Here is a 21,590-nt window from a genome sequence, read left to right on the forward strand (position 1 = left end):
TGGGAATTGGGAATTGGGAATTGGGAATTGGGAATGACTTATCAGTTAAGGGTTTGGTTCTTGCCTAAAGTTGCATTTCCTTGTGAAACTGGAATCATTTATCGCTCCTAATTTTTCAAGGAATGAACCGCTTTCGTTGCAGAGGAATAGAAAATGAAAAATGGACAAATGATGCACGGATTGCTGATGAATATTGGTGTGTTGGGCGCGGTTTAAGATTTGTTTGTTGGTGACTTAAGTTAATCGTCGCGCCCAATACACCCTACAATAGATTAACTAAAAATTACTTATTGACGGTTAGCTCATTTCTAGCATTCGTTGGATGGGTTGCAACGCCGCTAGTTGCAGCTCTTGGGACATGGTAATTTCGGGGGTTTTATTTTTCATAGCTAGATACAATTTTTCCAAGGTATTTAATCTCATGTGCGGGCATTCGTTGCAAGCACAACTATTATTGTTGGGAGGAGCGGGAATAAAGCGTTTGTGCGGTGTTTGCTTTTGCATTTGGTGAATGATTCCCGGTTCAGTCGCCACAATAAAAGCTTGGCTGGAACTGGATTGAGAATATTTGAGCAAAGCTGTGGTGGAACCGATATAATTCGCGTGGCGAAGTACGGGAGGTTCGCATTCTGGGTGGGCGATGATTTCGGCTTCGGGATTTTCGATTTTGAGTTGAACTATCTTTTTTTCTGAGAAGTTTTCGTGGACGATGCAGGCTCCTTGCCAAAGTTCCATGTGTCTACCGCTTTGTTCCATGACGTAGCGGCCGAGATTGCGATCGGGCCCAAAGATTATTGGCTGATTTTCGGGAATTTGGTTGACTATTTTGACGGCGTTGGAGCTAGTGCAAATTATGTCGCTCATTGCCTTAATTTGGGCGGTACAGTTAATGTAGGAAATAACTAAGTGTTTTGGTCGATCGGCTTTGAATGCTGCAAAGGCTTCGGGCGGGCAACTGTCGGCGAGGGAACAACCTGCATTTAAGTCTGGCAATAATACTAATTTGTCTGGATTGAGGATTTTGGCGGTTTCTGCCATGAAATGAACTCCGGCAAAAACTATGACATCGGCGCTGGTGTTGGCGGCTTTGCGGGCAAGTTCGAGGGAGTCGCCAATGAAGTCTGCGATGTCTTGAATGTCGGAGTCTTGGTAATAGTGGGCGAGAATGACGGCGTTTAACTCTTGTTTGAGGGCGTTAATTGCTGCAAACAAGTCGTCGGGCAGTCTGGTTTGAGTAAAATTCGGAGCTGGTGCGGTGGTAAACACAGTTAGAATATTCCGGGGAAGGTGGCGGCTAGACTCAAGTGTATTTGAATTATAGTTGAATTCACCAAAAATGGTGGTAAGCGGGTGGTTGGGTTGAATTAATCTAAAATCTAAAATCTAAAATCTAAAAATGGCTGGGGGAGAGTGCAAAAATTGGTCGCTGTTTCTTATGCTGATAATAAGAAGGGGCTAGGGATCGATCGCACATGACAAATCAAATGAATCAGACTAAATCTATCAAAATTGCCGTGGTGGGGGACGTTCACGATCACTGGGAACCAGAAGACGGCGAGGCCCTGAAGCATCTGGGCGTTGATTTGGTGCTGTTTGTGGGGGATTTTGGCAATGAGTCGGTGGAGGTGGTGCGGGCGATCGCATCTTTGGACATTCCGAAAGCCGCAGTGTTTGGGAACCATGATGCTTGGTACACGGCGACGGATTGGGGCCGCAGTCAGTGCCCTTACGATCGCACTCTTGAGAATCGAGTCAAACAGCAGTTAGATTTAATGGGGGAAGCCCACGTCGGTTACGGGAAGCGAGATTTTCCAGAATTGGGCGTAACTGTGGTGGGAAGCCGCCCGTTTACTTGGGGGGGATCGGAGTGGAAGTACGGGGATTTTTACTCGGAGTGGTTTGGGGTAGAAAGTTTTGAGGAGTCTGCCAGACGCATTGCAGGGGCTGCGGCGGATGCTGACTGCGAAAATGTGATTTTTTTGGGTCATACGGGCCCGAAGGGGCTGGGAGAGGCTCCTGAAGACCCCTGCGGGCGAGATTGGAAGCCGTTAGGGGGGGATTGGGGCGACCCGGATTTTGCGGAGGCGATCGATCGAACTCGGAGTTCGGGAAAGCACATACCTCTGGTAACTTTTGGTCATATGCACCACCAACTGCGACACATCAAAAAAGAGTGGCGGAAGTCACTGGTGAGTGCTGAGGGTACGGTGTATTTGAATGCGGCCAGCGTACCGCGAATTGTGGAGAGAGAGTGCTCGAAACTGCGCAATTTCTCGATCGTCCTGCTAGAAAATGGAGCAGTGTCGGAAGTATCTCTGGTGTGGGTAGGGGAAGATTTCGCGGTGGAAAGAGAACAAATTCTTTATCGGCCGACTGGATCTGCAACTACTTGTAGTTAGGGGCAAGTCCTGGTATGATAAAATTTATGCGCCGGGAGAGGTGGCAGAGTGGTCGAATGCGCCTGACTTGAAATCAGGTGAACCGCAAGGTTCCGTGGGTTCAAATCCCACCCTCTCCGTTTTTGAGAACTAGCAAAAAAATTGGCAAAAAAAAACACCCCCGCAGGGGTGATGTTGCTTACCGGGTAATTTTTCTAGCTAAGTCGCTCAAACTCAAACTGTTTCCTCATCAGCCGGGTCGCCGTAGGGGTCTTCGCTGGCCGGACGCACGTTGCCGAACTGTCCGGCATCCGCTACGTTGTCGGCCGGGTCGCCATAGGGGTCTTCGCTGGCCGGACGCACGTTGCCGAACTGTCCGGCACCCGCTACGTTGTCGGCCGGGTCGCCATAGGGGTCTTCGCTGGCCGGACGCACGTTGCCGAACTGTCCGGGATTTTGGCGATCGTCATAATTGGCATCAGGATCGACTTGCTCGTTGTCTGGCCCGACGATCGCATCTTTTAACTTCCGCAAAAATCCATCTACCATGATCAAGTTCCTCTTTATTTATGTGTTGAAAAACTGCTGTTGTAGATTGGGAATTCCAGATTTTATGGAAAATCTCAAATCGGCAATCTAAAATTGTTTGATTACTGTGCCGGAACAGGACTTGTAGCTTCCGGCAAGCTTTTGAGGTCTCGGCCAGTAGTTTGGTTGTTGTACCCCTGGAAATCGCGGTAACGCGCAGCCTCGGACTCAGGAACTTTAATTCCTTCAGGCGGGGGCGTTACCCAGTGAGCGCGATTCTGGGCATCGCGGTAGTAAACGCGACCGTTTTTGGAAAGGTAATATTTTCCCTGCGGCCCCTGTTCTTGCTTGTTTTGGTGCTGGCGGTAGAGGTAGTAAAGGGCGGCTGCTCCTACTAAAGTAATCCCTACTTTTTGAGCATTGTTCAAGCCTTTTTTTGCTTCGGGCGTAGGACTAGGGCCGCGATTAGTTTGCACTGAGCCAGCGCGAGTGTCGTCAACAGGAGGCGGGGGAGTGGAACTTTGCTGGCTAGAACCGCAAGCACTCAAAAACGGAAAGGTCAGCAGCGTTGTCAGCAGCAGAGCCATGAAGCGCGATCTTTTGGGTTCGAGTTTGATTGTGTTCATTGCGGCTCCGAATGGTCGGGATTACAGGTGGGTGTGTTCTGGCGAGGTTGAGGAACCTGAGCTGCTGCCAACCGTTTTGTAAGTAAATGAATTTCTCAAAGCAATTTTGACAAAAGTAGTTGCTGAGAACTTATAACAGCGCAGGTACGGTATTGCATTTCTCTTTAATCATCCTCAAATTTTTCTAAGATTTACTCATGCCAGGGATATAAATAAAGTTTCTGTTATTTCAGTCCGCAGGTATATGTAAATGCGCGCTCTCTGGTAAAAATAAATTCCGTTTGTGGGTAGACGGCTGAAAGCGAAGTGAAGCAGGCGGACGGGGCGAGTCCGAAACCGAAAGCAGCACTGGCGAGGGAGAGAAGGCGGGATTTAATTACCAGAAAGAATTGGTTTAAAGCCGGAACCCTTTGAGGGATAAATTAAAAGAAGACTATTCATTGCTTCAATCCTCTTCCTTCCAGGTAGAGGTAGCTGTCCCAGGTCAACCCTTCGGCTTGCTTCGGCTCCCTTCGACTACGCTCAGGGCAAGACGCTCAGCACAAGTCGCGAGCGGGCGAGCTGTCAACTGTCAACTGTCAACTGTCAACTGAAGCTTCCCTGCTTGTCTCAGATGCAGGCAATTTTTTTGTGGAAATTCTGGAGATGTCGATCGCACTCCTGTATTAATAATTAACCGCAAGAGAAAGCCGCCGGAGCTTTTCGGATATTTATGAAATTAAAAAATTTAGTTACTGTTGGATTGTCGATCGCCCTTTTATTAGCTGCCACCAAATATATACCAGATTTAAACCAGCAAAACCAAGTCAAGCAATTGCTAGAGACAAAACAGTGTCCCGAATGCAATCTCAGCAATGTCAACTTGAAGGGAATGGACTTACAAGGATTTAACTTGCAAGGAGCCAACCTCGAAGGTGCCAACTTATCAGAAGCAAAATTGGCCAATGCCAACCTCAAAAATGCCAACTTGAACAAAGCCAACCTGACTGGTTCTGATTTAGGCTGTAGTGGCATAAGTTTCAATCTTGATACCAATGGTCAAGCAGCAAATATGGATTTCAAGGTAAGTGCCGTTCCCGAAAAAAATAACCCAGAAAATGCAGTAGTTGGTTTCAACATAAAATCAACAGATCGAGGAGCCACAATGCGTTTCAACCTGCCGGGATGCGCCGAATTTGAGAATGCTAAAATGCAGGAAACTAAAATGCCCGATGGCAACATTCACCCTTAATTTGTTAACTTTTTCTCTTTCTTTTCTCTTTCTCTGTGTCCTCTGTGGTCTCTGCGGTTCATTCAAAAAAAAACCGCAGCCTGAATAACAGGCGGCGGTTTTTTTAAGCAACTAATTGCCAGCTAAAATTAGTGAGCAGAACCGTTACCGTGATACTTGTCGCTGTCGTAGAATCCGTTTTTTGTGCCGAAGAACAGACAGCAAACGGTGAAAACTGCCGTCAAGACTGCTAAAACTAACTTAACGTCCATAATTTACTGTCTCCTATTGAGTGCAAATACTCAGATTGTAGAATCTTTTTGGCTGGCGCGGCCATCTACCACCGTAGCGCCTGATTTGCTGGGCTGTACTCTGGTGCGGCAGTTTCCCGACGGCGAGACGATTCGGGGAATGATTGTTGAAACCGAAGCTTACGGGCCGGGAGATCCCGCTTGTCACGCTTACCAGCGGCGCACTCCTCGCAATCAGGCGATGTTCGGGCCTGCCGGTATGAGCTACGTTTACTTAATCTACGGGATGTATCACTGTTTTAACGTGGTGACGGATGCAGAGGGGGTTGCTAGCGGTGTGCTGATTCGAGCTTTGCAGCTAGATGCGTTTCCCAAAGCGTTCGCTGGAATTCCTCAGAAGAAGCAGTTGCGCCTCGCTGCGGGGCCTGGGAAGCTGTGTAAGGTACTGGAGATCGATCGAACTTTCAGCGGTTTACCCTTGGATGGAGGCCAACCGCTGCGGTTGGAACACCGGAGCGAGGACTTTCGTGCCGCTGTCGAGGAAGGTACAATAAATCTGGTGCAAACTACGCGGATCGGGATTACTAAAGGGATTGATTTGCCTTGGCGGTGGTATTTGGGGAACTGTACGGCCGTGTCACAACTCTAGTAATCTCAAAGGTGTCAGTGTAAATTTGGTAGTTTAAACTTAGTGAAATTATGGCTTACTCTTCTGAAAACCCGATCGTACAACTCAAAAAATGCCTGACACTCGCTCAGGATGTTGGGAGTCACGCCGAAGCTCACCGAGCTTTCGAGCAATTGTGCGGGATTATAGATGCTGAAAATCCGATGGCGGCGCAACTTTTAGAGATGTTGTGGGAAGACGCAATTCTGGCGAGGCGTTCAGCTTTATTTTGGCAGCAAATGAGCGAGGTTGAGAAAGATATGGCTAATAGAATGATGGAAAATATGACGCAGATGAGACAAAATTATTTGCGATTGATGCAGGAAATGTAGGATTTGGGTAATTGGTAATTGGTAATTGCCGGACTTTGCCAACAGGTGTAAGGTGCGTCAGCCCAGAGATTTGACACCGATCAAATAGTTGGTTTCTGACGCACCCTACCATAAATTTTGTTACTGCATTAAAGCAGCGCCGCGGTTGTAAAGTTCGCGGGCGTAATCAGTCCAAGTTCCCTGTCCCCAATACCGGAAACAGCTTGTTTGTAACAGCAAGTTGTAAAGCAAAGCTTGCTGGTATTCAAACTGCTTGGTAACAGTAGCATCTTGCTGCACCAGCGGATCATATTTTTTGTGAAATGCTGCGCTGAGTTGATTCATCGGTTCTAAGACATTTTCGTAGCCTTTCACCCAACTCAAATCGTTAGTCCAAGAGGCACCATCCATGTGAAAATTGTGGTCTGTTTGCTTGATTTGGGCGATCGCACTTTCGACTTTTTCCGGTGTTGCAGTATCTGGATCGACTAGCTGCCAAATTTTGTGCTGGTTGATTCCTTGACAAACAGGATAATCATCAGGATTAACACCAGCAGCTTCAATTATCTCCAAATATTCAGTCCCATTTAAACCAACAACACCCGATTTTCCGCCGCCATTTTCCCGGTTTTCGTGCCAAGCTTTGACAAAAGCGCTGGGAAATTCATTCATCATCACGCCGCCATTTTCGCCGTCAGCAATTTGAGTCACCAAAGAAGGAACTGTGACATTGCCAATTTGCTGTTTATTACGTCCTTTTGCTTCGTAGTAAGGCTGCATTTGACCAACCAATTTTGTATCAGAACCTTGGGTTTTAATCAAAGCCGTAATGCTAATTGTTTCGCCGCGAGAATTGCGCGCCATCAAACGGTTGGGAATATATTTTTGGTCTTGCGACAATCCCGAACCGTCGGGATTTTCTACAGAATGTTCCTGCACCATCAGCCAGCGATAGCCGCATTCTTTCAAAGCTTTGATGTATTCGTAAAGTGTGTCTGGGTGATTGGGAAAGTGCATTTCTGGGGGCGAAAAACCTTTAACCCGCTTCAAAGCATCCAAGCCAAAAATTGCCGCAAAATGATGTTGCCATGCTTGAATTTGAAGTTTGATGTCGGGAATGGGAGTTGAGGGAATGACGGCATGACTCCACATTGTCCCCAGCCATTCTACATAAGGTTGGTATTCAGGTTCGCAGGTAATCCGCTTGAGATTGTTGAGGACATCATCGCGTCCCATTTGACGCAATCCCCACAATAAATTGCCCGAATAATCGAGCATAATTCGCGGGTTGCAGCCTTCGGCAATCAGTTGGGGAATGAATTCTCCCATGCGGGAATAGCACCAAGCAAATACTCCGGCGTTGTGGTTGTCTCCTTGGTTGGGATTTTCAAACATATTCTGCAAATTGCAGATAAGTTCGCCGTTTGCACCTGCTGGAATTGTGGGTTGGTGCATATGCAGGGCGCAGGCAAATCCGGCTTGAATGTTTTCCAGGCGCAGATTTGTTGTAGGTAAAAAGACTGGTTCGTTGCTGTTGGCTGCGGCACTGATTTCTGCTTCGGAACCGCAAATGTTGGGCAATCCTGAGTTGATTTCTTCTAAAACTGGTGGGTTTGGGGATGGTGCGATCGCAGACATAAGTTTTTCTCGCATAATTGTGGAGCGGCATTGTCTGCTATTCCTAAGATAGCTAGATAATTTAACATTAGCAGAGTCGCCGTACAAAAGGTCGGAAGCAATGCTATTTCATTTGTGAATTAGATTGATTTTTTAGCTAACTGCTTGCATGGCGCAGAGGAAGTGAAGACAGATAAAGAGAGTAGTTGTAGAAGGTTACAGGGAATTGTGCGATCGATATTTGCAACAAGATGATACAGCGAGTTGCCTCTTTCCTCAGCAGCAGAAGGCGCTGTGCGCGTTTCTACCTGTATTTGAAGCAGCAGGGACACGAGAGTGCCGTGTCCGTACCTATATTTTAAGCAACAGCCCGATCGCCCGAATCGACCTCAACTTGCGATCATCGGCGCGTATTTTTCCTGTATTCCCAATGGCCGGCTTGCTTATCTGCCGAGAAATCATATACTTTGTCAAGTTAAGAAAATATTTTTGGATTCATCTAGGAGTAAGCAAAAAAAATGTACATCGTACAAATTGCCTCAGAATGCGCCCCCGTCATCAAAGCAGGGGGTTTGGGGGACGTAGTTTACGGTTTGAGTCGGGAGTTGCAGAATTCCGGCCATGCTGTCGAGATTATTCTGCCCAAATACGACTGCATGAGGTATGACCACATTTGGGGGCTTCACGATGCCTATCGAGATCTGGCGGTGCCCTGGTACGGTGGCGAAATCTTATGTGATGTCTACTGCGGCTGGGTGCACGAGGTTTTGTGTTTTTTCATCGAACCTCGATCGCAAGATAACTTTTTTAACCGCGGCTGTTATTACGGTTGCAATGATGACAATATGCGGTTTGCATTTTTTAGCAAAGCTGCTTTGGAATTTTTGCTCAGAAGCAACAAGCGCCCGGATGTGATTCACTGTCACGATTGGCAAACTGGTTTGGTTCCAGTCATGCTGTTTGAAATTTATAAATACAATTGGATGGAAAATCAGCGAGTCTGCTATACCATTCACAATTTCAAACATCAAGGTATGGGCGGTAGCGACGTTTTGCAAGCAACGGGTTTGAATCGAGATGATTATTATTTTCAGTACGATCGCCTGCAAGACAATTTTAACCCTTTTGCCATCAATTTTATGAAAGGTGGCATTGTGTACTCGAACTTTGTGACGACGGTTTCGCCGCACCACGCTTGGGAAGCTCACGTCGGCGAGTTCGGCTACGGTTTGGGCCACACTTTGCATATATATCAAGACAAGTTTCGCGGGGTGCTCAACGGCATCGATTATGATGTATGGAATCCTGAGAGCGATCGCTATATTCCGCAGCACTACACTGACAAGGATCTGGCAGGAAAAGCCAAAACTAAACAAGCTTTGCGCGATCGGCTTTTATTGCGCGATGCTGACAAGCCTATGATTACCTTTATCGGTCGTTTGGACGATCAAAAAGGCGTTCACCTCCTCCACCACGCCATTTATTATTCTCTGAGTAAAGGCGCGCAATTCGTGCTTTTGGGTTCGGCGACGGAAGCGGGAATTAACGATCATTTCCAGCACGAAAAACAGTTTTTAAATGATAATCCAGACTGCCATTTAGAACTAGGTTTTAATGAGGAACTGTCGCACTTAATTTACGCGGGTGCGGATATGATCGTGGTGCCGAGCAATTACGAACCCTGCGGGCTGACTCAGATGATCGGGTTGAGGTACGGTACAGTGCCTGTGGTGCGGGGAGTGGGCGGTTTGGTGAATACGGTGTTCGATCGCGATTACGGCACCAGCCACCCCCCCGAAGAGCGCAACGGTTACGTATTTTACCAAAGTGACTACTACGCTTTAGAGTCGGTGCTCGATCGGGCGATCGGATTGTGGTATGACTACCATGATGAATTTGAAAAACTCATGATTCAAGGTATGAATTGCGATAATTCGTGGAAATATCCAGCTAAAGACTATGTGGAAATTTACGAGCTAATTAGACATAAATAAGGCGGAATTAGTCAGTAGTCATTTGTCATTAGTCATTGGTCATTGGTCATTATTCATTGGTCATTAGTCATTGGTCAACGGGTTGTTTCAAAAACAGCCTCTCTACCTTTAGAAATAGATAAACCCGCCCAGCTATAGCCAGAGATAATGTTTTGAGTAAAAATATGGGGGTGGAAAGTACGATGCAGATTGTAGGGTTTTCTTGCCTGTCGTTGCGAAGTGCGATCGCAGAAGATAGGAGTATAGAAATTAAACGGCTGGTGTTCGCCCGCCCTACACAAAATGAACTCACAACTAGAACAACAAGTAACAATCCTGCAAGACGAAACAGCAGCGGCCGGAAATTCAGACAACCCAACAGTTGAAACACCTTTATTTGCCTCAGAGTTCGTAACAGAGGAAAAAGTTAGAGTCGAAGAATTTAAGATTAGCGCCGACAGTTTAATTGGTAAAGTCAAAGAACTAATTCAGCAAGGAAAACTGCGCCGCCTCGTCATCAAAAACTCAGAAGGGCGGACTTTGGCAGACATTCCGCTGATGGCGGGATTGGTAGGCGGCGTTGCAGGGAGTGTAATCTTTCCAATAGCTGCTGCACTTGGGGCAGTTGGGGCAGTTGTGGCTCATTTGACTGTAGCTATCGAGCGGAAAGAGTAGTAATTAGTCCGCAGTGATTAAGTCATTCAATAATCTAATTTGTAATTGCGCGACGAGAGAGCAATCCCAGAGTTGGGGATTGCTCTTTCGTCGCGTAATGGCATTACTCTGGTTACTACGATCTGCGAAAGTAACGCATATCTTGAGGCTCTGCTTCGCTGTTTCGAGTCTCATTTTACCGGAGGCAGAGGCTAGGAAGCAGAATACTTCACCCTAATTTTTAGGGTGAAGTATTCTGCTAGTTTCAGTTTTTTCCCATATCACTTTGCTAAAATAAAATGGGGCTACTGAAAAGTTTTACCCCATATAGTTGTCTTTATTTGAAAAAAAGTTATGCCAGAACGGATAACTCGTATCGATATAATACGGGAAGAGCTAGGAGTGTCAGCCTACAAAAATATTGCTGTTGCCGACTTTCAGATTGGGAATGATAGTGACGAATTGATAGCCGTCAGCGGTCGATCGACTCGTCCCGGCACAGTTGGTTTACCAGACGAGCCATTATTTAAGACTTTTGAAGTCCCACCCGGACATTCACGAGGCTATGACAGCGAATACAAACTTCTTGAGGAAGTGGCATTGAGATATGTTCAAACACCAGAGATTCAAGGTAACGTAAATCTATGGACGGAAAGAGAACCCTGCGATTCCTGTTGTTACGCGATCGAGCAATTTCGTAGGCTGTTTCCCAATATCAGACTGACGGTAAACCATACAATGTAAACTCAGCAAAATCTACGCACAGCCAGATTTTTAAAGTGGGGATATCTCAAGGTTGGCGTTGCTGAATAGGGTTCGGAAATCTGTAAGAGCAATCCTCCCAAGAATTGCTCCCATCGCCAACACACTCCGGGGCACCCCGGAGGTATTACTTAAAGGATGTAGTAGCTATGTACTTAGATCGAGTTAAAAAACAACTGATAGAACTAAAACTCATAAGGCAAGATGAACTTGTAGGCTGTACCCCCGATGAGGTAATGGCTATCCAGCAACAGTTGGGGATTTCTCTGCCCCTCGCCTATCAAGAATTTCTGTTATCTATGGGGCGTAGTGCTGGTAAATTTTTGCGGGGTTCGGACTGTTTCTTGAATCATTTACCTCAACTTCAGGAGTGGGCTGTTGAGTTGTTAAATGAAAATAACTTTCCTGAATTCTTAGCAGATGATGCCTTTATTTTCTTGATGCACCAGGGCTATCAATTCAGCTTTTTTAGATTATCAGAAGGCGCAGATCCCCCGATTTACTCTTACTGCGAAGGGACTAACCAAATTGATTTCATTAAAAGCCATGAAAGTTTTAGTGATTTTTTGGTGACAGAGGTCAAAATTCATGCGAAGTATTTGATGCCTGTGGCTAGCAAGTAATGACTTCACATACAACAGAATCTCACCTTACTGAAGTCAGAGCCTCTTGGTATTCATTCCCAGGCCTAGCCTGGGAATGAGAGGAAGAGGAAATGATTTAATTCGATGCTTTCGCCGCAGGCTGGTCTAAATAATTGTAGACAATCCGCGAAATTCGACGCACAAAATCTCTGACAATTGGGTCATTGTAAGGACGTTTCACAAAAATTGCTGCTAAATAACGCTTGCCATTCGGCATATCAATAATCCCCGCATCGCCCACCACAAAACCGATATCTCCAGTTTTGTCGGCAATTACTGCTCCCGCGCCTAAACCCGAAGGTAGCAGCGTTCTAGTTGTGGTGCGCCGCAGTAATTCTAAAGCTTGTTCTCGACTAGATTCAGAGACTAATTTATCGCGAGATAGCATGGATAACAATTTTATCATGTCTATAGAACTTGTGGTATTTGTTCCTTGAAAATCGCCGAGCCAATTGCGAATTCTGGTGTCAGTTAATCCCCAAGTGCGAAAACGCTCGTTGACTTTAGCAATTCCGCCCAAACGTTCAATAATCATGTTGGTGGCTGTATTGTCGCTGATGGTAATCATTTTATCTACGGTTTCTCTGATGCTAAACCGAGTGCCATCTGGTTCGTCTTGCATAGTTCCAGAGCCGCTGGCTACTAAGTCTGACTTCATAACTAATGTTTCGTTGAGGCTAATTTTGCCTGCGTCTACATCTTGATAAAATGCAATTAGGATTGGTAATTTGATTGTACTCGCTGCTGGAAATACTCGATCGCCTTTTATGTCCAAATAGTCTCCGGTGTCTAAATCCAGAAAGAACATTCCGGCGCTGAGGGATTTGTATTGTGCGATCGCACTTTCGACTTGCGGCTTGATCGCGCTCATTTCCGAACCCGCCCGCATCGCCAAATCAGCGGCATAGTTTCTTGGACTTGCTGAAGCAACAGTTAGGGGAACTTGACCAGATTTTTGTTCTACTTGGGTAATAGCTGCTGGTGGAAAAGACTCGTTTGCTGCTATTTGTTCGGGATTCGGTAACTGAAACGACCAGCGAGTGGCAGATTCTCTAATTACTCGGACTTTTTGCGGGTCTAATTTATAACCGGGAGTTAATTCTATTACTAATCTGGTAGTTTCGCTATCAAATTGCCCGACTCTAATTTCTTGAATAGCTGAGTTGTAGCTTTGAGGACTTTCGGGATATTCTAAGACTATTCCGGGCAAGTCAATTACTAAGCGGGTGGGATTGGCGATTAGTTTAACTTGCGGCTGGACTCCTGAATCTGTGGTTAAGTTGAGTTGATTTTGGCTGGCGTCGAAGTGCCAGGATGTTAGTGTATCAGCTTTTGCAGGTAGGGCGATCGACAAAACACTAATTAAAGTCGGCAACAGCCATCGCAGTTTTGGAGTCATATGTGAGGAGTAAGAGTTTAACGGCTGCGACAAAGTGGCTGAAACAACGTTTTCAACCGCTTTCGAGGCGAACCACCTAGCATCATACAGTTAACTCTTGCCCGCACCCGTAATTTTTATTATTTTCTTTGAGAATATTCGGTTTCCGGGAATTATATCGCATCCGGTTATATTAAACCTTTTTATTCTAGTCTCGCGTAGATCGGAAAGTTCATTCAGTCGGGAATTATCTTCGCAGAATTATTGTTTCCTCGGCGCGAATTGTATTTGTTTTAGATAGCAAATTCTAATTGTCTGATCGCCAGATTTCTCGCATCTTCGATAGAGTCGATCGCACTTTTGGCAAAAACTTGGCTTTTGGCGACAAATCGGCGATCGCTGAAATGGTCGTAAGCTTCCCAATTACCGCTAACTTCGCGATCGTGCCACAGAAACCAGCCGCGGTAGATTTCCCCGCTATCAATATCATCGCACAGAACCAGCCAATCATCACCCGTGAGAGCGTTGCCATCTAGGGCTACCAATTCAACCCAAGCAAGGGCTGTGCAGGCATCGATCGCATCAGCATCAACTAAGTCAGATTTGGTGGCGGTAGCTGTGGGCGAGTAAAGTGTAGACTTCATAATTTCTCCTTGATTAAAGTAACAAATTTCCTATTTATGGAACTGACTAAGTAATGCAACTGGAAAAACTGTGTTTTGATGAACTTCGGGTTGGTCAAATTTACCAGCGGCCGATGCTTCGGTTAAATTGTTAAGTGTATTAATTGTGAAAATCGCTGCGGTTCCTAAAGCTGCCATTGCGAGTCTGTGTAAGATTTTACTCATGGTGATGCTCCTTTTTGGCTTGATGTATCTACTCTAAAAAAAATCAGTGCTTACTCGCAGGGGAGATTGGGGAGTTAAGAAAAGTTTTTTATTTTCAAATATATTCAAAGGTTGAAGCCGTTATCAGGACAGAGTTTGAGGAGATCGATCGCCCAAAACCCCGGGCGTAGTAAAATTCCTTAAATTCCGGCTGGCTGACTATCTCCCTTAAAATCGCTTAAGATAGGCACTTAAGGCGTTAAACCTCCTAAATTCCTTCCCCTTTCAGTGCAACCGAAGTGCTCAAGTCAAAACGCGATCGCGGTCGAATTCTCACAGCCCCGGGCTTAAAGAAGCTCAACGAGGCGCTCCAAGAATGGTCTGACCGATATAACATTAGAGGTACTCTGACGGAAATCGAGGCAGAGTCGGGCGTTGGCGCAGATACAGTCAGTAAAATTAAGCAGGGTAGAGAAGGTGCGGATTTAAGTAAACTGCGGCAGTTGTTTGCGGCGTTTGAGCTGACTCTGACGAATGGCGACCATCGATCGGCTAAACTAGACGATGCCGGAGATGTCGGCGAGTCGGACAATTTGCCCGCAGCGGAAGATACAGCCAGCAGCAGAAGTGTTAAAGTATTTGTGAGTTATCGCAGCGCTGAACCCGATCGCGAGTTGGGAAAACAGTTGGAAATGGCCTTAAGTGCGATCGGTCATACAGTCTTCACAGCCGAAAATAACATTAGATTGGGAGATAATTGGTTCGATCGCATTAACTTCTTCCTCAAAGAATGCGATTATTTGGTGTTGCTACTGCCACCAACAGTCAGCCAAAGCGAAATACTAACATATCAAGTTCAGCAAGCAAAAGAACTGCAAGACTCCCGCCCAGACAAAAAACCGATAATTCTCCCGATTCGCGTCGGTTTCCCGCTAAACGCGCCTTTAAACCACGACTTGCGGGGCTATCTGTACCGCATCAAACAAAGGGAATGGAAAACCACCGCCGACACTCCAATTATCATCGAAGAAGTGCTAAATTTGCTAGCAGAAACTCCCGCACCAGTCCCAGAAGAACCGGAATATTTAACGCAAAATCAAGTATTAGAAATTAGCAGCGACGAAATACCCCAACCAGTTGCCGAACCGGAATTACCGGGAGGACAAGTCGATATCGCCTCTCAATTTTATGTAGAACGCCAGCCCATCGAAGAACGCTGCTATCAAACTATTTTACAGCCCAGCGCTTTAATTAGAATCAAAGCACCGAGACAAATGGGAAAAACTTCCTTGATGGCAAAAATTTTGCATCACGGCAGCCTTCAAGGTTATTGCACGGTGCCGCTAACTTTTCAGTTAGTAGATAAAGCCGTATTCGCAGATTTAGATCAATTCTTAAAATGGTTTTGCGCCTACGTCGGGCGCGAGTTGCACTTAGCCAATCAATTAGACGATTATTGGGACGAGATTTTTGGCAGCAAAGTCAACTGCAAAGATTACTTTGAAAAATATATTTTGCCGCAAATCGACAGTCCTTTAATTTTAGGATTAGACGAAATCGATCGCGTTTTCCAATATCCAGATATTGCCGAAGACTTTTTAGGACTGTTGCGGGCGTGGCACGAAGAATCAAAACGGCGCGACATCTGGAAAAAACTGCGATTAATTGTAGTTCATTCTACCGAAGTTTACATCCCGATGAACATCAATCAATCGCCTTTTAACGTGGGACTGCCCGTAGATTTACCGGAATTCAACCACCTGCAAATCCAAGATTTAGCTGCGCGCCACAATTTAAATTGGTCGGATGCCGAAGTTGAGCAACTTATGTCAATCGTCGGCGGTCATCCGTATTTAGTGCGAGTTGCATTATATCACATTTCGCGATCGGATTTGACCCTTGATGAATTAAAAGAAACTGCTACCAGCGATGCGGGAATTTATAGCGACCACCTGCGCCGCCAACTGTGGAATTTAGAAGAATATCCAGAGTTAGCGGAGGGAATGAGAGAGATTGCAGCGGCGGATATTCCTGTTCAATTAAAGTCGATGCAGGCGTTTAAATTGGATAGTTTGGGGTTGGTGAAGTTGCAGGGAAATGAGTGTGTTCCGAGGTGTGAATTGTATCGGCAATATTTTCGATCGCACTTAAGCGCGATCGGGTAATATTAAATCTGGGTTAAAAATCTCCGATCGAAATCGGCGGTTGAAACCGCTACTACACAAACAAAATCCGCCTGCGCGGATTAATAAATCATTAATCAACAGGTGAATGATACCCGTGAACGATATTTTTTTGATAACTTCCGATAATTGGCTAGACTGGATCGCGGTGTTTGGCTATCTAGGTTTTACTGCTTTCATTGCATGGCGCGTGTTGACCACAAAGTAGAGATATCATGAAAATACCTTCTTCTTCTTCTTCTTCTTCTTCTTTCTTACTTACTTCGCGTCCTTTGCGCCTTCGCGGTTCGTTTAACTTGTAAGGTGCGTCATACCAAGTTTTAGTTAGGGCGATTATTCAAAGTTTAGGATCAGACGCACTTTACTAATTAAATGATGCAAGTAGGAGACATATAAAATAAAATGATTGACGAGCAATCGTGGGAAGAAATAAAAGAGTCTCTAAAAGTTGGAACTAAATTGAAAGGATTAGTCACCAAGCACTGGCCTTTTGGGATATTCGTTGCCCTTCCAGGGATAAAGTTTACGGGTATTGTTCAAATCCCAGATTTCAAAGATGAAGTTAATATGACTCCATCTGATTATCCAGCAGTTGGTTCATCAGTTGATGTAGTTGTGCTTGCATTCAAGGAAACGGGACAACAAATTTGGTTAGGGATGAAGCCAAGCCAGTTGAATCAATCAAAATAATTGGGAGTGATCAATTGAAAGAACTACCGCGAACGATATTTCTTTGATAACTTCGGATAATTGGCTAGACTGGATCGCGGTGTTTGGCTATCTAGGTTTTACTGCTTTTATTATGTGGCGCATTATGGCTGGAAATTAGATGTTATAATCGAGGTATAATCAGAAAGTAATCAACTCCCGCAGACTATGATGTCGCCTGTTGAAAGTGTCGCAGCAATCCCGAACGATTTGATTTTGCGCTTGAGCGTCGAGCAGTATCATGCTATGATTCAAGCTGGCATTTTGGCGGATGACGACCCAGTAGAACTGCTGGAGGGATGGCTTGTTTTCAAAATGCCCAAAAATCCGCCCCATCGAGTAGCAACTCGCCTTGTTAGAACAGCTTTAGAGAATATTTTACCTCCCGAATGGTATGTTGATTCTCAGGAACCGATTACACTGCAAAATAGTGAAGCTGAACCGGATATAGTGGTGGTTCGAGGGGATACGCGACAATATCTCGATCGCCATCCGGGCGCTGAAGATGTTGCTATTGTGATCGAAGTATCGGATACTACGCTTGGGCGCGATCGCACTATCAAGAAACGGACTTATGCCCGCGCGGGAATTCCGGTGTATTGGATTGTCAATCTGGTGGAAGGACAGGTTGAGGTGTACGATCGACCTTTGGGAGATTCCGAACAACCGGATTACCTGCAAATGTTGATTTACGGGCGATCGGCTGTTATACCGATTATTATTGAAGGGATAGAAATTGGGGCGATCGATGTAGATGCTCTTTTGCCTTAATTTTGATGGAATTTTACAAATGAACATTACATGGGAAGGGCTGGTTTTGCACTCATCTACTGGCTTTTCTCATAAATCCTACGCTGAACCCGCCCCTGCAATTTGCGTAAAATAGGAATATTTTCTAACTGTTCCGATCGCAATTCTTCCCAATTTAAACCAATTGGACGCGGATAACTTGTATTAGTTTCAATTACCTCCTCAGAAGTTACAATCCAATCCAGCGCCCAATCGTGAGGCTGCATTGGCAAACGCGAATCTGCGACAATTTGCAAAGGATGCACTGTTGTGACAATCGGAGTATCATTTTTAACTAATCCAAATTCCGCCAGCATCGCCAGTTCCAAATCCGCAAATCCTGCTCCTTTCCCCGTGCGTCCACCGTGGCGCCCCGCGGCTACGCAACCGACTATTGCTAAGTCAATTGGCTGCATTTGGGCAAAACTCACTAATCGGCCGCAGGTGACTGCTTTGCGGGCGATCGCAGCTTCGGCTAGGGGGATATTGCGATTGTGCAAGTTTTCGGCGGTTAACTCGACAAAACAGCGATCGTCTGTCAAGCGCGGTACAGCCATATACAAGCGTTTTCCATCTTGCAAAGCGCGCAATCGCACGGGATTTTGCGGTGAATCTGGGTTGCACTTGATCGATTTTGCCTGTTCCCAAATTGGTAAATTTGTAAGTCTTTCCGCCGCCTTTTGGGTGCCGACAAAATTGGGGATGTGGCCGAATGGATCGTGAATTGATGCGTTATTTTGTTTCAGAGATGACCAAATTTCCGATCTTAATTGGTCTTTGTCGTGATGGCGGCCGCTCCACTCAGTATTCATACCTATAAATTGGTTGATTTTTTGAGTTTATTGTACAATGAAAGAAGACTGGGCGGTTGAAACCGTGTCTATACAAACCAAACTCGCCTCCGCGGGTTGAAGAACGTTTCATGGTTTTTTCTTGAGTCCGCGGAGGCGGACTTCGTTTTTGTAGACGCGGTTTCAACCGCCGTCTTATCTTTATGTAAAAAAATATGTAATGAGCACAAATCCCAAACCATCATACTATCAAGTAGGCGGCAGTCTCACCAATAACTCTCCGAATTATGTGAAGCGTCAAGCAGATGACGATTTTTATAATGGATTGAAAGGGGGGGAATTTTGCTATGTTTTGAATTCCCGACAAATGGGCAAATCTAGCTTGCAGGTGCGGACAATTCAACGGCTGAGAGATGAAGGAATTGCTTGTGCTGCGATCGACATTTCGGAAATTGGCAACCGCAGCGTGACTCCCGAACAGTGGTATGCTGGGTTACTCCGCATTCTGGAAAATAACTTTAATCTGTCGGATGTTGTCAACGTGCGGACTTGGTGGCGCGATCGCAATTTTTTAACTCCGGTTCAAAGATTGAGCGAATTTATCGAAACCATACTGTTAGCCAACATTTCCAGCAATATTGTCATCTTTATCGACGAAATCGACAGCATTCTCGCCCTGGATTTTCCCGCAGACGATTTTTTAGCCTTAATTCGATCGTGCTACAACAAGCGCGCCAATAACTCAGAATTTGATCGCCTAACGTGGGCCCTTTTAGGCGTAGCATCGCCGACGGATTTGTGCCGCGAGCAAAATGCCAGCAGCACCACTCCTTTTAATATCGGCAGGGCGATCGAATTAACTGGTTTTGACGAAACAGAAGCCCAACCGCTAGCAGCGGGTTTGGCAGAGCTGACAGACAGCCCTCAGGAAGTTTTGAGAGAGGTTTTGTATTGGACGGGCGGCCAGCCATTCCTGACTCAAAAGCTGTGTAAACTTCTCTTTGAAAATGCCGGATTAATCCAAAATCCCAAAGAGTGGGTTGAGAAAGTAGTACGCTTGAAGATTGTGGAAAATTGGGAATCTCAGGATGTGCCCGAACATTTGTCCACAATTCGCGATCGGCTTTTTAGAGAAAATCAGCGAATTATCAGAAGACTCGGATTATATCAACAAATTTTACAGCAAATTGAAATCGTCCCCGATGGTAGTGCGGAACAAATGGAATTGCGATTAAGTGGATTAATCGTCAAACACCGGGAAAAACTCACAAGTTCTAATCCTATTTATCAAGCTGTATTTAACCAAGACTTAATCGCCCAAAAATTAGAAAAACTCTCGCCTTATTCGGAAGCAATCAAATTCTGGCTGAATTCTAACTCTCAAGATGATTCGCAATTGTTGCGAGGGGAAGATTTGCAGTCAGCATTGGTTTGGGCGGCAGATAAAAGTTTGAGAAACGAAGATTTTCAGTTTTTGACAGCTAGCCAAAAAGTGATTTTGAGCGACCAAAATCAACTGCTGCTGGCAGCTACACTCGAAACTAAAAAAGCTGTGAGTGATGCAGCAAAAGCCTTAACGGAAGCTAACGCAGCCAAGCGAAAAGCCAAACAGTGGATAGGAATTGGTTCGGCGGTACTGGCCGGATCGTTGATTGGGGCGATCGGCTTTTCAACTCTCGCTTACCAGCGGTTTAAACTCGCACAAGCAAGTATTGAGATCGAACAAAATGGCAGCGATGCTTTACTATTGGCGGTATCTCAAAAGACCGAAAACACCCAAGCTTTATCAGAAGCTTTGCTAAGGGCGATCGCCTCCGGGGAAAAATTAAAAACCCTGGTTAATAATAAACCAAATTTAGAACAATATCCAGCTACAAGGCCGCTGCTAGCATTACAAATAATTCTCGATAAAATCAGCAAAAAACAGCAAATAAAAGCATCATCATTTCCGCAAGTGGTGAAGTGGCAAGCTCATGTAGGTGCAGTTACCAGCGTCAGTTTTAGCCCTGACAGACAAATTTTAGCAACCGCAGGTATAGACGATAGAGTTCGGATTTGGAACTTTTCCGGGTCTAAAATTGCTGAATGGAAAGCTTTGCAGCAGTCAGTTAATATAGTAAGCTTTAGCCCGGATGGCAAGTTTTTAGCAACGGCAGGAAAGGACGGCACAGTTAAATTTTGGAACTTATCAGGGGAAAATATTTCTAGTTTTCAAGCACTTGAAGGCTCAGTTACCAGCATCAGTTTTAGTTCCGACGATAAATTTTTAGCAGCGGCAGGAATAGACAGCAGTGCTGCAATTTGGCCGCTATCAAAACAGCCAAAAGTAATATCATCTACTGTAAAACTTCCCGGTCATAACGGCTTAGTTAGAAGCGTAAATTTCAGCCCTAACGGAGAGTTTCTCACGACTTTAGACGGCAAATCTACAGTGCGGATTTGGAATGTGTCAGGACAACTAAAAAAAACACTGCCGGTGCAGGCAATCGGTATCAGCTTCAGTCCTGCTCAACAGCAGTATCGCTTTGCTACAGTAACATTGAACGGCAAAGTCGGGCTGTGGAACCTGTCAGAAAAACAATTAATTAATGAATTTCAAACCTTGCATTTTGATGCCAAATCAATTAGTTTTAGTCCAGACGGAGAAAGGCTGGCTACTGTGGGAATTGACAAGACGGTGCGGCTGTGGAATTTAGCGGGGCGACAGGTTGCTCAATTTGAGTTTGAGGAGAATGTTGTTAGTGTGGGTTGGAGTCGAGACGGCAAGCAAATTGCTGTAGCTGGAAGCAACGGCACTGTCTGGCTGAGACAGGTTGAAGGGTTGGAAGAATTGCTGAAGCAAAGCTGTAATTTTCTGGGCAGTAAACCGGAGTATGTTAGAAGGATTTCAACTATCTGTAAGTAAGAAATACGGACACGGCAATGCCGTTTCCCTACCAGTGGTTTTTTTACCATGTTTGTAGGGTGTGCACTGCGCACCGGTTGAGTTTGTCGCCCACCGGAGAACCCCGATTTTGCTCGTTACCAAGCAAAGCGCCAGGGAATCGGTTAAACCAATTAAACTGCGCCGGTGCGCATTGCGCACCTAGCCCTGTCAAGGTGTGTGCTGAGTTTGGTCTGGAAGTCCTGTCAGTAGGTTAGTCTGGATGGTGTATTCGGAAGAACACTTGCGCAGACTGGGAATAGGATAAGCGAGGAAAAAGTTGATGCCGGAAACAATATTTGACAGATTTGTCCAAAAAACTCCCATCACCCTCATGGTGCGAGGTGTAATGGAGCGTATATTGGCGAGA

21 protein-coding genes and 1 tRNA gene are annotated in these 21,590 nt (G+C 45.5%); 13 read left to right on the forward strand and 9 right to left on the reverse strand.

Features of this window, described 5'->3' with window-relative positions; genetic code table 11:
- Window positions 1-297: 297 nt before the first annotated feature.
- Window positions 298-1,266 (reverse strand): quinolinate synthase NadA, encoded by a 969-nt coding sequence (gene nadA, locus QUB52_RS20010; protein WP_332973890.1) that lies wholly within the window; start codon window positions 1,264-1,266, stop codon window positions 298-300.
- A gap of 218 nt (window positions 1,267-1,484) precedes the next feature.
- On the opposite strand from nadA, the gene QUB52_RS20015 reads away from it, so the two are divergent.
- Window positions 1,485-2,399, forward strand: coding sequence for a TIGR04168 family protein (locus QUB52_RS20015; protein WP_265236516.1), 915 nt, complete (start codon window positions 1,485-1,487; stop codon window positions 2,397-2,399).
- A gap of 34 nt (window positions 2,400-2,433) precedes the next feature.
- Window positions 2,434-2,518: transfer RNA gene (locus QUB52_RS20020), tRNA-Ser, on the forward strand.
- Between the two features lie 94 nt (window positions 2,519-2,612).
- Here QUB52_RS20020 and QUB52_RS20025 read toward each other — a convergent pair.
- Together QUB52_RS20025 and QUB52_RS20030 are read right to left on the reverse strand one after the other, a co-directional pair.
- Window positions 2,613-2,927: a translation initiation factor gene (locus QUB52_RS20025; RefSeq protein ID WP_265236514.1), complete on the reverse strand. Its 315-nt coding sequence runs from the start codon at window positions 2,925-2,927 to the stop codon at window positions 2,613-2,615.
- A 101-nt stretch (window positions 2,928-3,028) separates the two neighbouring features.
- On the reverse strand, window positions 3,029-3,532 hold the full coding sequence (locus QUB52_RS20030; protein ID WP_265236512.1) for a hypothetical protein: 504 nt from the start codon (window positions 3,530-3,532) through the stop codon (window positions 3,029-3,031).
- Window positions 3,533-4,244: 712 nt separating this feature from the next.
- On the opposite strand from QUB52_RS20030, the gene QUB52_RS20035 reads away from it, so the two are divergent.
- The 3 genes from QUB52_RS20035 (at window position 4,245) to QUB52_RS20045 (ending at window position 5,992) form a co-directional block, all read left to right on the forward strand.
- Entirely contained in the window at window positions 4,245-4,763 is a 519-nt protein-coding gene (locus QUB52_RS20035; RefSeq protein WP_332965987.1) for a pentapeptide repeat-containing protein, read from the forward strand.
- A gap of 267 nt (window positions 4,764-5,030) precedes the next feature.
- On the forward strand, window positions 5,031-5,642 hold the full coding sequence (locus QUB52_RS20040; RefSeq protein ID WP_265236508.1) for a DNA-3-methyladenine glycosylase: 612 nt from the start codon (window positions 5,031-5,033) through the stop codon (window positions 5,640-5,642).
- 50 nt (window positions 5,643-5,692) lie between these two features.
- Entirely contained in the window at window positions 5,693-5,992 is a 300-nt protein-coding gene (locus QUB52_RS20045) for a hypothetical protein (protein ID WP_265236506.1), read from the forward strand.
- A gap of 120 nt (window positions 5,993-6,112) precedes the next feature.
- Here QUB52_RS20045 and QUB52_RS20050 read toward each other — a convergent pair whose 3' ends face one another.
- Window positions 6,113-7,609, reverse strand: coding sequence for a glycosyl hydrolase family 57 (locus QUB52_RS20050; RefSeq protein WP_265236583.1), 1,497 nt, complete (start codon window positions 7,607-7,609; stop codon window positions 6,113-6,115).
- A gap of 497 nt (window positions 7,610-8,106) precedes the next feature.
- Here QUB52_RS20050 and glgA point away from each other — a divergent pair, with 497 nt between their 5' ends.
- The 4 genes from glgA (at window position 8,107) to QUB52_RS20070 (ending at window position 11,600) form a co-directional block, all read left to right on the forward strand.
- Entirely contained in the window at window positions 8,107-9,582 is a 1,476-nt protein-coding gene (glgA, locus tag QUB52_RS20055) for a glycogen synthase GlgA (RefSeq protein WP_332973893.1), read from the forward strand.
- 282 nt (window positions 9,583-9,864) lie between these two features.
- Complete coding sequence (locus QUB52_RS20060; RefSeq protein WP_265236501.1) at window positions 9,865-10,236, forward strand: DUF4342 domain-containing protein; 372 nt, start codon at window positions 9,865-9,867, stop codon at window positions 10,234-10,236.
- A 333-nt stretch (window positions 10,237-10,569) separates the two neighbouring features.
- Window positions 10,570-10,959, forward strand: a complete 390-nt coding sequence (locus QUB52_RS20065) for a deaminase domain-containing protein (RefSeq protein WP_332973894.1) — start codon at window positions 10,570-10,572, stop codon at window positions 10,957-10,959.
- A gap of 167 nt (window positions 10,960-11,126) precedes the next feature.
- Complete coding sequence (locus QUB52_RS20070; protein ID WP_332973895.1) at window positions 11,127-11,600, forward strand: SMI1/KNR4 family protein; 474 nt, start codon at window positions 11,127-11,129, stop codon at window positions 11,598-11,600.
- 97 nt (window positions 11,601-11,697) lie between these two features.
- On the opposite strand, the gene QUB52_RS20075 is transcribed toward QUB52_RS20070, so the two are convergent.
- The 3 genes from QUB52_RS20075 to QUB52_RS20085 form a co-directional block, all read right to left on the reverse strand.
- Window positions 11,698-13,020 carry a serine hydrolase gene (locus QUB52_RS20075; RefSeq protein ID WP_332973896.1) on the reverse strand — a complete coding sequence of 441 codons (1,323 nt, stop codon included), beginning with the start codon at window positions 13,018-13,020 and terminating at the stop codon, window positions 11,698-11,700.
- Between the two features lie 272 nt (window positions 13,021-13,292).
- Window positions 13,293-13,643 (reverse strand): hypothetical protein, encoded by a 351-nt coding sequence (locus QUB52_RS20080; RefSeq protein ID WP_265236497.1) that lies wholly within the window; start codon window positions 13,641-13,643, stop codon window positions 13,293-13,295.
- A gap of 30 nt (window positions 13,644-13,673) precedes the next feature.
- On the reverse strand, window positions 13,674-13,847 hold the full coding sequence (locus QUB52_RS20085) for a hypothetical protein (protein WP_332973897.1): 174 nt from the start codon (window positions 13,845-13,847) through the stop codon (window positions 13,674-13,676).
- Between the two features lie 278 nt (window positions 13,848-14,125).
- Between QUB52_RS20085 and QUB52_RS20090 the strand changes: the two genes are divergently transcribed.
- From QUB52_RS20090 to QUB52_RS20100, 3 genes are all read left to right on the forward strand, one after another.
- The gene (locus QUB52_RS20090) at window positions 14,126-15,991 is read left to right on the forward strand and encodes an AAA-like domain-containing protein (protein WP_332973898.1); all 1,866 of its coding nucleotides are present in this window, start codon (window positions 14,126-14,128) and stop codon (window positions 15,989-15,991) included.
- Between the two features lie 420 nt (window positions 15,992-16,411).
- Window positions 16,412-16,699: a S1 RNA-binding domain-containing protein gene (locus tag QUB52_RS20095; RefSeq protein ID WP_332973899.1), complete on the forward strand. Its 288-nt coding sequence runs from the start codon at window positions 16,412-16,414 to the stop codon at window positions 16,697-16,699.
- Window positions 16,700-16,885: 186 nt separating this feature from the next.
- Window positions 16,886-17,488, forward strand: a complete 603-nt coding sequence (locus QUB52_RS20100) for a Uma2 family endonuclease (protein ID WP_332973900.1) — start codon at window positions 16,886-16,888, stop codon at window positions 17,486-17,488.
- Window positions 17,489-17,544: 56 nt separating this feature from the next.
- Here QUB52_RS20100 and QUB52_RS20105 read toward each other — a convergent pair whose 3' ends face one another.
- Window positions 17,545-18,318, reverse strand: a complete 774-nt coding sequence (locus QUB52_RS20105; RefSeq protein ID WP_332973901.1) for a 5-formyltetrahydrofolate cyclo-ligase — start codon at window positions 18,316-18,318, stop codon at window positions 17,545-17,547.
- A 199-nt stretch (window positions 18,319-18,517) separates the two neighbouring features.
- On the opposite strand from QUB52_RS20105, the gene QUB52_RS20110 reads away from it, so the two are divergent.
- The gene (locus tag QUB52_RS20110; protein ID WP_332973902.1) at window positions 18,518-21,202 is read left to right on the forward strand and encodes an AAA-like domain-containing protein; all 2,685 of its coding nucleotides are present in this window, start codon (window positions 18,518-18,520) and stop codon (window positions 21,200-21,202) included.
- A gap of 189 nt (window positions 21,203-21,391) precedes the next feature.
- Here the strand turns inward: QUB52_RS20110 and QUB52_RS20115 are convergent.
- On the reverse strand, window positions 21,392-21,590 hold a 199-nt coding region (locus QUB52_RS20115), incomplete at its 5' end, for a hypothetical protein (RefSeq protein WP_332976246.1).

The organism is Microcoleus sp. A6-C6 (assembly GCF_036705955.1).
Lineage (GTDB): Bacteria > Cyanobacteriota > Cyanobacteriia > Cyanobacteriales > Microcoleaceae > Microcoleus.

Coding starts and splice junctions, on each gene's coding strand:
- QUB52_RS20015 (WP_265236516.1), top strand. CDS start 1,485: ATGAATCAGACTAAATCTATCAAAATTGCCGTGGTGGGGGACGTTCAC.
- QUB52_RS20025 (WP_265236514.1), bottom strand. CDS start 2,927: ATGGTAGATGGATTTTTGCGGAAGTTAAAAGATGCGATCGTCGGGCCA.
- QUB52_RS20030 (WP_265236512.1), bottom strand. CDS start 3,532: ATGAACACAATCAAACTCGAACCCAAAAGATCGCGCTTCATGGCTCTG.
- QUB52_RS20035 (WP_332965987.1), top strand. CDS start 4,245: ATGAAATTAAAAAATTTAGTTACTGTTGGATTGTCGATCGCCCTTTTA.
- QUB52_RS20045 (WP_265236506.1), top strand. CDS start 5,693: ATGGCTTACTCTTCTGAAAACCCGATCGTACAACTCAAAAAATGCCTG.
- QUB52_RS20050 (WP_265236583.1), bottom strand. CDS start 7,609: ATGTCTGCGATCGCACCATCCCCAAACCCACCAGTTTTAGAAGAAATC.
- glgA (WP_332973893.1), top strand. CDS start 8,107: ATGTACATCGTACAAATTGCCTCAGAATGCGCCCCCGTCATCAAAGCA.
- QUB52_RS20060 (WP_265236501.1), top strand. CDS start 9,865: ATGAACTCACAACTAGAACAACAAGTAACAATCCTGCAAGACGAAACA.
- QUB52_RS20065 (WP_332973894.1), top strand. CDS start 10,570: ATGCCAGAACGGATAACTCGTATCGATATAATACGGGAAGAGCTAGGA.
- QUB52_RS20070 (WP_332973895.1), top strand. CDS start 11,127: ATGTACTTAGATCGAGTTAAAAAACAACTGATAGAACTAAAACTCATA.
- QUB52_RS20075 (WP_332973896.1), bottom strand. CDS start 13,020: ATGACTCCAAAACTGCGATGGCTGTTGCCGACTTTAATTAGTGTTTTG.
- QUB52_RS20080 (WP_265236497.1), bottom strand. CDS start 13,643: ATGAAGTCTACACTTTACTCGCCCACAGCTACCGCCACCAAATCTGAC.
- QUB52_RS20085 (WP_332973897.1), bottom strand. CDS start 13,847: ATGAGTAAAATCTTACACAGACTCGCAATGGCAGCTTTAGGAACCGCA.
- QUB52_RS20095 (WP_332973899.1), top strand. CDS start 16,412: ATGATTGACGAGCAATCGTGGGAAGAAATAAAAGAGTCTCTAAAAGTT.
- QUB52_RS20100 (WP_332973900.1), top strand. CDS start 16,886: ATGATGTCGCCTGTTGAAAGTGTCGCAGCAATCCCGAACGATTTGATT.
- QUB52_RS20105 (WP_332973901.1), bottom strand. CDS start 18,318: ATGAATACTGAGTGGAGCGGCCGCCATCACGACAAAGACCAATTAAGA.
- QUB52_RS20110 (WP_332973902.1), top strand. CDS start 18,518: ATGAGCACAAATCCCAAACCATCATACTATCAAGTAGGCGGCAGTCTC.